This is a genomic window from Vibrio sp. 16, assembly GCF_963681195.1.
In the GTDB taxonomy this organism is placed as follows: domain Bacteria; phylum Pseudomonadota; class Gammaproteobacteria; order Enterobacterales; family Vibrionaceae; genus Vibrio; species Vibrio sinaloensis_D.
In genome coordinates, this window is record NZ_OY808998.1 from 1,080,043 (window position 1) to 1,092,476 (window position 12,434).

At 48.3% G+C, this 12,434-nt stretch carries 11 protein-coding genes; 5 read left to right on the forward strand and 6 right to left on the reverse strand.

Features of this window, described 5'->3' with window-relative positions:
• Positions 1-93 precede the first annotated feature (93 nt).
• Positions 94-4,452 (reverse strand): pullulanase-type alpha-1,6-glucosidase, encoded by a 4,359-nt coding sequence (pulA, locus tag U9J37_RS19185; protein ID WP_157607796.1) that lies wholly within the window; start codon positions 4,450-4,452, stop codon positions 94-96.
• 460 nt (positions 4,453-4,912) lie between these two features.
• Here pulA and U9J37_RS19190 point away from each other — a divergent pair, with 460 nt between their 5' ends.
• On the forward strand, positions 4,913-5,527 hold the full coding sequence (locus U9J37_RS19190) for a fumarylacetoacetate hydrolase family protein (protein WP_005469969.1): 615 nt from the start codon (positions 4,913-4,915) through the stop codon (positions 5,525-5,527).
• A 188-nt stretch (positions 5,528-5,715) separates the two neighbouring features.
• Here U9J37_RS19190 and U9J37_RS19195 read toward each other — a convergent pair whose 3' ends face one another.
• The 3 genes from U9J37_RS19195 to U9J37_RS19205 form a co-directional block, all read right to left on the reverse strand.
• On the reverse strand, positions 5,716-6,024 hold the full coding sequence (locus U9J37_RS19195) for an AzlD domain-containing protein (RefSeq protein WP_005469949.1): 309 nt from the start codon (positions 6,022-6,024) through the stop codon (positions 5,716-5,718).
• Positions 6,024-6,740 carry an AzlC family ABC transporter permease gene (locus tag U9J37_RS19200; protein ID WP_043886608.1) on the reverse strand — a complete coding sequence of 239 codons (717 nt, stop codon included), beginning with the start codon at positions 6,738-6,740 and terminating at the stop codon, positions 6,024-6,026. Before U9J37_RS19200 ends, U9J37_RS19195 begins: the two co-directional genes overlap by 1 nt.
• An 83-nt stretch (positions 6,741-6,823) precedes the next feature.
• Entirely contained in the window at positions 6,824-7,651 is an 828-nt protein-coding gene (locus U9J37_RS19205) for an AraC family transcriptional regulator (protein WP_005470079.1), read from the reverse strand.
• Between the two features lie 208 nt (positions 7,652-7,859).
• Between U9J37_RS19205 and U9J37_RS19210 the strand changes: the two genes are divergently transcribed.
• The 4 genes from U9J37_RS19210 to U9J37_RS19225 all read left to right on the forward strand — a co-directional run bounded on the left by U9J37_RS19210 (position 7,860) and on the right by U9J37_RS19225 (position 10,128).
• Positions 7,860-8,492, forward strand: a complete 633-nt coding sequence (locus U9J37_RS19210; protein ID WP_005470191.1) for a LysE family translocator — start codon at positions 7,860-7,862, stop codon at positions 8,490-8,492.
• A gap of 67 nt (positions 8,493-8,559) precedes the next feature.
• Complete coding sequence (locus tag U9J37_RS19215) at positions 8,560-8,985, forward strand: GNAT family N-acetyltransferase (RefSeq protein WP_043886578.1); 426 nt, start codon at positions 8,560-8,562, stop codon at positions 8,983-8,985.
• A 166-nt stretch (positions 8,986-9,151) separates the two neighbouring features.
• Complete coding sequence (locus U9J37_RS19220; RefSeq protein ID WP_005469908.1) at positions 9,152-9,754, forward strand: COG3904 family protein; 603 nt, start codon at positions 9,152-9,154, stop codon at positions 9,752-9,754.
• Complete coding sequence (locus U9J37_RS19225; RefSeq protein WP_043886576.1) at positions 9,751-10,128, forward strand: hypothetical protein; 378 nt, start codon at positions 9,751-9,753, stop codon at positions 10,126-10,128. Before U9J37_RS19220 ends, U9J37_RS19225 begins: the two co-directional genes overlap by 4 nt.
• A gap of 60 nt (positions 10,129-10,188) precedes the next feature.
• Here U9J37_RS19225 and U9J37_RS19230 read toward each other — a convergent pair whose 3' ends face one another.
• The gene (locus U9J37_RS19230; protein ID WP_005470275.1) at positions 10,189-11,499 is read right to left on the reverse strand and encodes an NtaA/DmoA family FMN-dependent monooxygenase; all 1,311 of its coding nucleotides are present in this window, start codon (positions 11,497-11,499) and stop codon (positions 10,189-10,191) included.
• Between the two features lie 3 nt (positions 11,500-11,502).
• Positions 11,503-12,423 carry a siderophore ABC transporter substrate-binding protein gene (locus U9J37_RS19235; protein WP_043886574.1) on the reverse strand — a complete coding sequence of 307 codons (921 nt, stop codon included), beginning with the start codon at positions 12,421-12,423 and terminating at the stop codon, positions 11,503-11,505.
• Between the last annotated feature and the right edge of the window lie 11 nt (positions 12,424-12,434).

Sequence of the window (12,434 nt, forward strand, 5' to 3'; positions counted from 1 at the left end):
TTATTTTTGTGAACTTAATCTGTGAGGCTTATGAAATCAGGGAGGCATAGCGCCTCCCTGTATAGTGGTTTATCTTAAGCGTGATTTTCTATATCACGACATCTTCGCTATCGTGATCTCTTTGCTCAAGATGTTAAAGCTCACTCGATAGGAGCCCGTCTCTTTTGGCGTGAAGCTAATATTGCCGTCACCGCCAATTGGCAGGGAGTTTGTTGCAGGGATAACATCGGCAGCGCCATGTTCACACTCTCCCCAACCTCCACAGGTAAACTTAAACTCGACGGTTTCACCGCTTGGCAATTCACTCGTTTCAAACGTGACGGTATTATTGTCACCTGACACCATCATCTGAGCACCATCATGGCCCCAACCACCCGAGATGCTGCCAGGAATGTACCAATTTCTACCTTCGTAACTTTCGACCAATTTAGCATCCAAGACAACTGGCTTCTCAGGGTCGGACGCATCGAGCGTGAGTTCATACATGCCGAGTTCGGTGAAGGTGGCAACGCAGTTGTCTGCCCCCGATGCACCACAGCCCCAAGCCGTATCCCAATTGCCTGCTGTAAATTTGTATTCACTCGATTCAGATAAACCGACTCGCGCTGTATACAGTCCTTGATTAGCGTAGGTCGCTTTGGTGATATGGCTCCAGCCGTTAAATGCGCCCGCCACATGCACCGCTTTAAACGGAGGCAAATCATCGGATTTTTCGCTGACAGGTAAACCCAATCCACGTACGTCACCACGAGGTTGAATGAATACCGCGACTGACCAAGAAGGTACATTAAACTGGCCATCAGCAAAGGTCGCGCCGTTTGCAATCCCAATTGAATCTTGAGCAAGCTCGAAGCCAGCCAGATCAATTTTCTTGCTTTGATGATCGAAGAAGTCCCCAATCGTTTGATTGTCAGGGCTGGCATTGATCACCACAACCACGGCATCGAGTTTTTCATCAAGATCGGTCGATTGCGTTGAGCCATTGTCGATGGTCATGACGATCAATCCCGGTGTTTGATCTTTACCCGTGTTTCGGAAATCAACGCGATTAAGGATCTCTTGTGCGCTTGGAAGCGTCATCAATGGCGTTGATGTTCTGAGTTTGAGCATTGCCTTGTAGTTTTCAAACATGGTGTCGATGTTTGACGGCGTTGCTTGAGAGTGAACATCTGAAGTTGCACGCTCGATCTGCTCGTAGTTACTCAGATCTTTGTCTTTTGTTGGTAGTCCCTTGTCCCAGTTTTGCGCTTGGCGTGTGAAGTCCACGACGTTGTACCAATCACCATAATCATAGGAGTCGCGCTGCATCGATTTAGAACGCAGCAGTTCACCGCCCATGTGATTAAATGGCATCGCTTGACCTAGCAGAACCGTAGCAATGCCCACGGTTTGCATTTTGGTGCGCTCCGCTGAGGCGGCTTCTTGCGGAGCCTTGTACATGTTGATGTCCCAAAACGTTTGGTTGTCATGCTTTGACACGTAGTTTTGGATTTCCCAAGGTTGTTCTGCATACCCAGCCGCTTGACCGTTGTAATCGACATCCTTGCCCAAGATGGTTGTGCCGGTGTGGTCAATCATCTTGAACTGTTTGAGGTTGCCAGCCATACCAAGACGAGTCAGATCGATTTGCTCAAGTGCGCGCGTCATTTCCGCTTCACTCACTGAACCATCAGACTGCTTGTTCATTTCGTTAGGCTGAACGCCTGCACCTGTGGCAAAACCTTGCGTTTTACGCAGTGCGTCACCGCTGTCGAATGGGCTACCGCCGCGTACTGCATCACGTAGACGATCGGAAAATGATCCAATGCCTGTGCCGCCAAGGTTTGGCTGTGTGGCTTGAACAAAACGTTTGTTGTTTTGCACTTCGCCAAAGTTCCAGCCCTCACCATAGAAGTACACTTCTGGGTTTGCTTCACGCGCGGCACTCAAGGTACCTTGAATTTGCGCCAGTGGGTGGTGGCCCATCAGATCCCAGCGGAATGCGTCAATTTTGTACGCCTCTACCCAGGTTTTGACTGAGTCATCGATCAACTTGGCGAACATCGCGTGCTCTGGCGCTGTGTTTTCACAACAGGTTGATGTTTCAACATTGCCTGTATCTGGGCTTAGACGGTGATAGTAGAGCGGAACCACTTTATCAAGAACCGATTTATCGTTTAGTCCTGATGCGTTTGTATGGTTGTACACCACGTCGACCACGACATTCATACCAATGTCTTGCTTAACCGATTGCACCATCTGACGGAATTCGAGAATGCGTTGGCTGCCTTCGGCATCAGTCGCGTATGAACCTTCTGGAACGGTGTAGTGGAACGGGTCGTAGCCCCAGTTGTAACTGTCGACGGAGCGCACATAGTCGTTCAGCCTTTGCACCACTGGGTTTTGTAGTCTGTCATCGGGCAAGATGGTCTCGAACACCTCTGCGATGGTTTGGTCACCCGAGCAGTATTGGCTGAACTCTGCGTCACTTTTCACTGCGGTATTGAGGTCACACAGCTTACTAAATGGCTGATCAATGTTGGCGACTTTATCTGGGTCTTCATTGATGGTGGCAATGTCAAACACTGGCATCAAATGAAGGTGTGTCATGCCCGCTTCACTGAGCTCTTTGAGGTGGTTCACAGGCGCGGTGCCATTTTCAGTGAAGGCCAGATATTTACCGCGGTGATTCGGCTCGGTACTGTTATCAAGAGCTGAAAAATCACGAACATGAGATTCGTAAATCACCATATCGGATAAGCTGCCGTCACTTTCAAGCTGAGAGTGAGGTGCCGATAGGGCGTCCCAACCCGCTGGTTTTAGCGTGTCGTCATCAAGGTCGATCGCTTGGCTGTAAATGGAATTCATCGACAAGCTGACCGAGTATGGGTCAGTCACTTCATATTCCGCGGCTTTTTGTCCTCTTGGCTGGAACACTTTCATCGCATAACGGTAGAATTTGCCATCCACCGTCTCTTTATCGAGTTCTACGCTCCAACTGCCCGATTCGCTATCTTCTTGCAGTTCATGGGTGCCCGCGACCGATTTGTCTGCGTTATACACCACGAGTTTGACTTCTTGAGCGGTTGGTGCCCAAAGACGGAACGTGACGCCGTTGTCGCCATAGATTGGACCATACTCAAGCTCTGTCGCTTCTTCGGCGAAAATAGCATCCAACGCGCCAGCGTATTGCACCGCGGTTGAGGCACGAAGCTCACCAAAGTTCTCACCTTGAACATCATTTGAAGCAATGGCAATAAGGCTTGATTTAAGCAGCTCGTTCAACGCCACGTTAGGCAGCTCAAATGCTGGATAGTCAGCTAAATGTGGGAATTTCGACTTTTGTGCGTCATTCAGTTTGGTGGCTTTGAGTTTAAGTGACGAGCCACTTACAACGCCATCTTGTCCTACGTGATATTGACCATCTTCTGAGAACATCAACTGAACCAAGTCGGCATTGTTTGCTGCTTTCCAAACCAAGGTTTCGTCATCAAGCAAAATGGCGCCAATGGTGTCGATGGTAAACTCGCTAGATGGGCCATCAGTGGTGTAGGCTTCAAGTCGGCTGGCGTAGGCGCGCGTTTTTCCTGGCATATAGGTTGCGCTTGGGTTGTCTGCCTTACCTGAAATATCGACTTTTAAGTCAGCGTTGATCACCTTGTCTTTGTTGCTATTGCGGATGATGACGTTGAAACACTGCGTCGCATCCTCTGTGACAGGAATGTACCAGACTGGGCCAAACTCATCGGCATCATTTGGGGTGATGGTGACATCGTCCCAGCCATCGTTAAATCCATCTGGATCGCCCGCATTACAATCGGCGTTGTTCCAAAGGTGAAGGTTGAATTTACCATAGCCTAACTTATCTGCGCCTTCTTCTTTGTAATCTCCAAGTGGGTCATAAAACTGAATGGCAAAGTGGCCACTTGGTGGATTGGCTAGCTCAGTTGGCGACTCGACTTGTTTCAGTTTTACATCTGTGCCTGATTGATCGAAACCAATTGAGGTAAGGTAAGTGTCGGTGCGAGAGCCTTGGATCACTTCACCTTTTGTTGTTACTCCTAAGCTGCTGCCGCTGGTGGCATCTAAAGTAACGCTCGCCAGTGTTTCTTCCCCTTTGGCAATCGTACACGCGCCAAGAGTGCTGGATTTCGGCAGTACCCAGTATGGGCCAAATTTGTCGCTGCCTTTTGCGCTGTACTCATCGTCGCCGCAGGTAAGCAGCCAGTTTACGCCAAGTGACAGAGAGCGCGCGCTGTTGCTCGTTGTTTCTGCAATGTAACTGACCATGATTTCATCAGCCGCAACGGTAGGTTCTGTTGGCATATCGCTTGGCGAGATCACGACTTTGTTGTCGCGAATTTCGGTTACTGGTTTGGTGTCGGAGCTGTTGTCATTACAGGCCATTAGCACGCTGGCCGACAAGATAGGTATCAGCGCTTTGGCAAGCGGAGATAATTTAAGAGTGTTCATTATTTTTGTTTCCATACGTAGGTTATTGGACGCAGAAAATCATAGAGTTAGCAAAAGTCAGCACGCTGTGAGTTGAATAATTAAAGTTAATTTTGCTCGATAAATAATTGATGGTTTAAATGAAAGTCACGTTGTGTAGGGGAATTTTTGTATGACACAGTGTGCTTGGTCACGTTGAACTAAGCGGTGGATGAGAAGCTGAGGAGGAGCTCGGTCGCGAAAGGATGAGGCTCTCAGCCTAAAATGTGTGACCGAGTAGGTCTAAAATCATGTGGATAATTCTAGCGGTAAAAAATGCATGAGCCGAGGCCACGTTGATGTTGGTTTTGACTAGGATTTGAGCTAAGTGACGAATGAGTAAATAATGAGCATTAGATCCTGTTTTTGCTCTATCAGTCGTTTCATTGCACCGAGATTGAATTAAAATCATGCGCTTATGTAAACGTTCAGGGAAGACATTATGTATTCGGTAAAGCTTGGCGATGAATTGATTCGTCCATCAAAAGTACTCTGTATTGGGCGCAACTATTTAGAGCATATCCATGAGTTAGACAACGCCATTCCCGACGAAATGGTGGTGTTTAATAAGCCCTCAACTTCCATAACATCTGTGTTGAACTCCTATCATCATGAGCGTTTGCACTACGAAGCGGAAATCTGCTTTTTGATCAAAGATGGCAAGTATCAAGCGGTTGGCCTCGGTCTTGATCTCACCAAACGTGCGTTGCAAGGACAGCTCAAGGGTAAGGGCTTACCGTGGGAGCGCGCGAAGGCGTTTGATGGTTCTGCGGTGTTCAGTCGCTTTATACCCGTTGCAGGGCTGGAGATGGACTCGCTTGAGATAGAACTGTTTATCAACTGCGTTCGAGTACAAAAAGGCGACGTATCGCAAATGATCTATTCACCGAGAGTGATTCTCAATGAGCTTAAATCCTATACGACGCTGTGTGATGGCGATGTCGTGATGACAGGAACGCCCAAAGGAGTAGGAGAAGTCCATAGCGGAGATGTCTTTCTTGCCCGCTTGAAGTCGCGCGAATCCACTTTAATAGAGATTGAATGGGTCGCGCAGTAATCAATCGGACATACGGCTTTACATTCACCCAGGGTAAGGGTTTAACCTCTGATTGTAGACAACAATCAGAGGTTTTTTATGGGCTGTTGTAACCAATCGCCACGCGGGGGAACGTCTCAATTGGGCTTGCTGGTTAAGGTGACGTTAATCATTGCCATCGCTCTGCTGCTTATCGCTGCTCTTTTTGGCTAGAGCAGTTTTAACGCTAAGAAAATCACCATACTGACAATGGTCGTCAGCAGAACGTTACCGGTTTTCCAAGCAATGATGGCAGCAATCACGGCACCGATTAAATAAGGGTTACTGTGTGAAAGCCAAAGTTCGTTTTCCGGCATAAATACGATGGGAGCCCAAATTGCGGTCAGCACGGCGGGGCTCGAGTAACTCAGTAGACGCTGCGCTTGTGGGTTTAGTCTGAGAGGCAGTTTCGGCTCCAAAAACAGGTAGCGGCTAACAAAAACCAGTAGCGTCATGGCCAAAATTGAGAGCATTACCATTACTTGCCTCCTTTAAGTGTTTCCGCGACATACCCTGCGAGCATGCCACCAATGCTTGCGATCATGAGTCCTGACTCGACGTTTAAGTAGCTACATAAGACGGACAGCGTCAACGAAACCAATACGGCAATCAGAATAGGGGCGTTTTTAACGTTGGGGATGATGATGGCGATAAAGGTCGCAGCGACGGCAAACTCTAATCCTAACTCGTTCATCGCGGGGATATAACTGCCCGCCACAATGCCGACCAGTGTGGCAAGGTTCCAACATAAATAGAAACTCAATCCTGCCCCTAGCGCATACCATCGATTAAATTGCTTATCAGACTGTTGGCCACAAATTGCAAACAATTCATCGGTAAGCAAAAAACCTAACGCCAATCGCCATTTTAACGGCAGCGGGCTCACTTTTGAGCGCATGGATACGCTGTAAAGTAGATGGCGAGAGGTGATAAAGAAGGTCGCCAATAGCATGGTCGCGAGGGATGCCCCTGCCTTTAGCATACCTGTGGCAACAAGTTGCGCTGAGCCTGCGAACAAAATGGCTGAAAGCGCTTGGCTTTCCCACACGGTAAGTCCCGCTTCAATGGCGAACGAACCCGCCAATAGGCCCCAAGGGATGACGGCAATGCTCAAGGGAACCATTGCAAGTGTGCCTTGCATAAACAGCTTGCCATTGCTGGCTTTATCAATTGAAGTCAAACTTATACTACTCATCATTATTGGCTATCGCTTCTGCTTGTTGGAGTGAGTCATCATTACGTCACAAGCCGCGAGGATAAAATTGTACAAAATTGCGCTTATTTGCCGCTCACGTATTGCTTCGGAGTAACGCCTAGAGCGCGCTTAAAGTGTCGGTGAAGATGGCTTTGATCATGGAAACCACACTCTTGCGCGACATCGGAAATACGTACCCCTTGGCGCAGCAGTCGTTTCGCTACCCGCAGTCGAGATTGAATCTGATAGGCGTGCGGTGGCAAGCCGAACTCTTTTTGAAAGCTGCGCGCGAGATAGTAAGGGCTGAGCCCCGCCAGTTTAGAGAGATCTTCAAGGCTAACATCGGCTTGCGGAAAGTCATCGAGAAACTCTTTGACCAGCAGCAATTGACGTTGGCTTCGCGTTGTGGGCTCCCACATCGCGCGAGTTTTACTGTGTTTCGCGGCCAGTTTCACCAAAGTGCCGTAGACCAAGGTTTCGCGAAGTAGGCGATTGTCTGATTGTGCCAAGGTATCGAACACAAGCCTTAATTGCTGAGCAAGTTCAGGATCGTAGACGACAGGCTCAGGAAAGTAGGGGACAGACGACGCAGGATTGAGCCCGTCTGTCATTTGAGCAAACTGCTCTGGCAGAGGATACATCGCTTTGTATTCCCAGCCGCCCTCGGTGGCGGTTTGACCGTTGTGCACTTCATCAGCGTTGACCAAAATAATACTGTCTTGCGGCGCGATATGATTGCCGCCAGTGCGATAGAAGCGCTGCGCCCCTTTTTCAATGACACCGATGGTATAGCCTTCGTGGCTGTGGCGAGAAAAGTTCTGGTTTGTGTACTTGGCGTCTAGCAGTTCAAGGCCCCCCAGTTCACTGGCGAGCTGAAAATGAGCCGACTCTTTTCCCTTTTGCGCTGTCATTCATCATCCCTATTGATTGTGATGCGGACAGTTTAGCCTATCGATATTTGGAACTTTTGTACAAAATTGCTTTTTGCTTACTAAGATTAATATAACTAAGTGAATTTCATTGTGCTGAAAATGGGTAAATAAGTTATATATTTACTATGGATGGGGAGTTAATGTTGGTATAAAATTCCGCGCTTTGCTGTCTATGTAATACTAAAAAATGATCGATATTTCTGTGCTGCCGGTGTATCTCACGGCTGTTGTTGCACTTTTACTGCTTCCTGGTCCCGATATGCTGTTGATTGCGAGCTCCAGTATGAGCTATGGACGCAAGGTGGGCGTATTTGCCAGCTTGGGCAATGCGACCTCGGGGATTATTCTGACCTTGTTAGCGGCCTTGGGGGTATCAGCATTAATTGCGATGAGTCCTATCGCCCTTAAGGCGCTTCACCTTTTAGGTGGCGCGTACCTACTTAAAATGGGGTGGGACTGTTTGCGTGCAAGCGCCGCAGACGCACCAGAGCTAAATGGCGAACGCACAATGGCGACCACGTTTTATCAACGCGCCTTGGTGAGTAATTTGCTCAACCCGAAGGCTTTGGTGTTCTTTGTTATGTTCCTGCCGCAGTTCGTTTCGAGCAACATCTCAGCCACATCTGGGGAGCAGATGCTTGCGTTAGGGCTGCTGCTTAACGTGCTTGGACTCGCGTTTAATTTGTTATTGGTCGCGTTAGTGGGAACGCTAGGTAAACCTCTGTTAGAAAACGCAAAGTTTCGTACCTATCAACACAAATTTATGGGCGCAATCTTTGTTCTTCTCGCCATTTGGATGTTAAGCTCATTTGCGAGCTAACGATCAGTTATCCCTAACAAAAGGTCGGCAGTTGCCGGCCTTTTTGCTATCTAAAGGAAGGAATCTTATGCACGTGCATTTCATGTTCAACCCACCGAAAAATATCAAAGAACGCATTTATGAAGGTTTGAAAGCGTTTAACCTAAAGCACTTTCCGGATGAGGACATTCAATCGTTGGCGTGCATTGCTGAAGATGAAGAAGGGCGTTTTCTCGGTGGCCTGACGGGGGAGATTTTCACCAATACGCTGTTTGTCGAGTTTTTATGGCTCGATGACCAGCACCGCTCTGTAGGAATGGGACGTAAATTAATGGAAACTCTAGAAGAGCAAGCGAAAGCACACGGCGTGACCCATCTTTATTTAGATACCTATACGTTTCAGGCGCCAGGCTTTTATGCCAAGTTAGGTTTTAAAGAAGTCGGGCGCTACACCGGTTTTCCGACTCCAGGGGTCGACAAGATTTTCCTTCAAAAGCAGATTGCTGTTGCATAGTTGAGAGCGTATAGAGCCAAGTCGATACCATTACAATCGCTTACACTGCAACCAAGGTCGCTATGCTAATCTTCGGTGCCATCAAGGGAGGTGTCATGGGCACTTCCAGTAATTTTGTTTCCGATTGACTGGGTGTAGACCGGTTGAGCCAACAGAGGGTATCGCGATGAAAAAACTGGCACTGTTAGCGACTTTGGTTGTCGTGGGCTGTAATGCAAATAATTACGACAATATTTACTCGTCCAAATGTGACATGTCGCTTGATGGCGATAAAGCGCTCACTTTTTACGTGAAAGGTAACGTCGCCACTCTTTCGGGCGTGGTGTGTAGTGGTTCTCCTGATACTTTTGAAGATATGCTTGAGGGCTCACCTCAAGTGAATACACTCGTCTTTAAAAACATTAATGGTTCAGCAGATGATGAGGCAAACACCGAACTTGGTTATATGGTTCGTGATGCGGGCATGAACAGTGTCATTGGCAAAAACGGACACATCGCCTCTGGCGGAACGGACCTGTTTTTAGCAGGCGTAAAACGTACGGTTGAACCGGGCGCAAAAATTGGTGTTCACTCTTGGGCGTCAACAGATGGCATGGATGGGTCGACGCTACCACGTGATCATCAAGAACATCAACGTTACCTCAAGTATTACGAAACCTTGGGTATTGATACCGACTTCTATTGGTTTACGTTGGACGCAGCGAAGCCTCAAGATATGCATTACATGACCCGTGATGAGTTAGTGAAGTACGGTGTAGAAGCAAAATGAAGCGTGCACTATTAATGATACTGCCTTTGGCTGCCTGTACACAGACAACGGTTAGTGAACAAACGGTGGCGTTGTCATGCTCTGCTCCCTCGAGTATGGCGTTTAATATCAAAGGTCTAAAACCCGACAATGAGACGGAATGCTTTGTTGGCCAGCTTGAGATCAAACCAAGCGATCCGATTGATGTCGTATTCTGTGCTAACGCGAGTAGCCAAGCGCATGACTTTATCGCCGATCTGCAAACACAACCCAAGGTGCTTGATAGGTTGAAGTCGAGCATCGATGAGAACGCAGAAGTTTCGTTTACTGAAACACTCAACTATCTCAGCCATCAGAAATTTGCAGCCAAGTTCAAGGTGAAGTGTACGGACTGAGGTATTACCAAAGTCACGTAAGAGCAAAACCCGATAAACTCAGTTTATCGGGTTTTTAGTTTATAGCGCTTGCTCAGTTAGATGCGTGGCGAGTGTGTCACCATGGTATTCAGACTTAAACCAGCCATTTTGTTGCAGCATTGGAATCAGTGATTCAAAGAAGAGTCGCATCGATTCTTTTGACCCACCCGGAACTGCGATAAATCCGTCAGCAGCGCCTTGTTCCAAGCGTTGGACGATGTCGTCATACGCTTGCTGTACTGTACCAATAATCAACCAGTGAGAAGAGCCGATAACTTCGGGCCTTGCCAGCAGTTGGCGCAGCGTAGGTGATTCGCGCTGGATATAGGTAAGGAGTAAGTCTGTATGGGTTTGGCTATATGGGATAAATCCTTTTGCAAGTGAGTTAACTTCTACTACGTCATCAAGGTTGTGGTTGGAAAAATCGATTCCCAATGCTTTGTGTAAATGTGCGAAATGCTTGGCAGGGTCAAACGCTTTGTGCGTCTCTGTAAACAAGTCGTGCGCTTCTTGCTCTGACTTCGCTAAATAGAGAGCCACTCCCGGAAGTACCTTGAGCGCTGAGGGTGAGCGCCCGATTTGCTGACAACGCGAAGCAAGATCTTGTTTGAGCGCAATGCCTGATTCTATATCGGGCGTGGCTGCAAACATTACGTCGGCGACGTGCGCTGCAAAGTTTCTCCCCGCATCGGAAGCGCCCGCTTGGAAGAATGGCATTCGCCCAGATGGGTGGGTGGGAATGTTCAATGGTCCAAGGACATCAAAGAACTCGCCATGGTGGTGAATTTCTTCAATGTCGTCTACGTTAGCGAACTGCCCACTGGCTCTATCCGCTTTGATTGCTGTGTGCGGGTAGCTTTGCCACAGTCGGTTGACCACCTCAACAAACTCGTGCGCTTTGGCGTAGCGCTGCTGCGAAGAAGGCATGGTCTCTAAGCCGAAGTTTTCGTTCCCGCCTAGCGCGGTCACAATATTCCAACCTGCACGCCCTTTGGTTAACCAGTTCAATGATTGCAACTGACGCGCGGCAATGTAGGGTGGAGTAAAAGTGGTGGATACGGTAGAAACCAGACCGATACGATGGGTATGTGATGCCATGGCCGCGATCAGCGTTGTTGGATCGAAACCCGTAAATCCCGCTTCATGGGCTAGGGCTTCCTTAGCCAGAAACAAGGTGTCGGGCGCGAAAAGGAAATCGAGTTTGGCTTGTTCCGCTTGCTGCGCGAGCGAGACATAGTGTTCTAAATCGAATAAGTGCTCGACATCACTTTCTTCTCGTCGCCATGCTGAGCGGGTCAACCAACTCATTGCGAGCGCCATGCCGATGACAATAGGTTTGCGGTCACTCATGATTTATCCCTTTCGTGGCAAATCAATTAACTGTTTGACTTCTGCAAGCATGCGCTCTGTTGCGACCACGCCGCCCATTGCCAGATACCAAGCGTTCATATCAACGTATAGGATGTTGTCGTTTTTGTGTGACAAGGTGGCTTCAATCAGAGGGTTGCTGAACTCCTCTTTCGTGCGGCTAGAAAACTGGTTTCGTAGTTTATCCGCGTCAAGGATGATGAGATGTTCTGGGTTTACCTTATTGATGAACTCGAACGAAATGGCGTCTCCATGTCGTTTTGTTTTCAGTCCCGGTGCTGCTTGAGTGAAACCAAAATCCATGTATATCGATGAGCCAAAGCGAGAATCCTCGGAAAATGCTGTCACCACACCGCCTGCACTCATCACTGTAAGTGCGCTTGATGGGTGAGTTTGGGTGAACTGGTGAATGGCTTTGAACTCCTTATCCAAACGCTGAATCGTCGTTTCTACACGGTCTGAAATTTCGAAAATAGCCGCTAGGTTACGCCATTGCTGCTGAGTGCTTTTCCAGTAACTGCCCGTATCTGAGGGAGAAATGACGATGGTCGGTGCGATCTTTGATAAATCTTGATAGCCTTTTGCAGCTCGCGGCCCAATGAAGATGACGTCAGGTTTGAGTGTATAAATGCCTTCAAAGTCAGGTTCGAAAATTGTTCCTGCTGAGGTGTAAGGCGCTTGAGTGTACTTCTCGAGGTACTCAGGAAGATAGTCTTGAGAAGTGGCGATAGGGTTAATGCCAAAGGCCGTCAACATATCGAGAGCGCCCACACCAAGAACAACCACTCGTTGCGGGTTTTTCTCTAAGGTGGTTTCGCCAAGCGCGTGTGTGATCGTCACTGATGTCGCCAGTGCAGGCATCGCCCAGCTTAGTGTAAGAGTAAGAAGTGTGGTGAGAAATTTCATTACGACTACCA

Excerpts from the sequence above, each read along its gene's own strand:
- pulA (WP_157607796.1), bottom strand. The coding sequence starts at position 4,452 with ATGAACACTCTTAAATTATCTCCGCTTGCCAAAGCGCTGATACCTATC.
- U9J37_RS19190 (WP_005469969.1), top strand. The coding sequence starts at position 4,913 with ATGTATTCGGTAAAGCTTGGCGATGAATTGATTCGTCCATCAAAAGTA.
- U9J37_RS19195 (WP_005469949.1), bottom strand. The coding sequence starts at position 6,024 with ATGGTAATGCTCTCAATTTTGGCCATGACGCTACTGGTTTTTGTTAGC.
- U9J37_RS19200 (WP_043886608.1), bottom strand. The coding sequence starts at position 6,740 with ATGAGTAGTATAAGTTTGACTTCAATTGATAAAGCCAGCAATGGCAAG.
- U9J37_RS19205 (WP_005470079.1), bottom strand. The coding sequence starts at position 7,651 with ATGACAGCGCAAAAGGGAAAAGAGTCGGCTCATTTTCAGCTCGCCAGT.
- U9J37_RS19210 (WP_005470191.1), top strand. The coding sequence starts at position 7,860 with ATGATCGATATTTCTGTGCTGCCGGTGTATCTCACGGCTGTTGTTGCA.
- U9J37_RS19215 (WP_043886578.1), top strand. The coding sequence starts at position 8,560 with ATGCACGTGCATTTCATGTTCAACCCACCGAAAAATATCAAAGAACGC.
- U9J37_RS19220 (WP_005469908.1), top strand. The coding sequence starts at position 9,152 with ATGAAAAAACTGGCACTGTTAGCGACTTTGGTTGTCGTGGGCTGTAAT.
- U9J37_RS19225 (WP_043886576.1), top strand. The coding sequence starts at position 9,751 with ATGAAGCGTGCACTATTAATGATACTGCCTTTGGCTGCCTGTACACAG.
- U9J37_RS19230 (WP_005470275.1), bottom strand. The coding sequence starts at position 11,499 with ATGAGTGACCGCAAACCTATTGTCATCGGCATGGCGCTCGCAATGAGT.
- U9J37_RS19235 (WP_043886574.1), bottom strand. The coding sequence starts at position 12,423 with ATGAAATTTCTCACCACACTTCTTACTCTTACACTAAGCTGGGCGATG.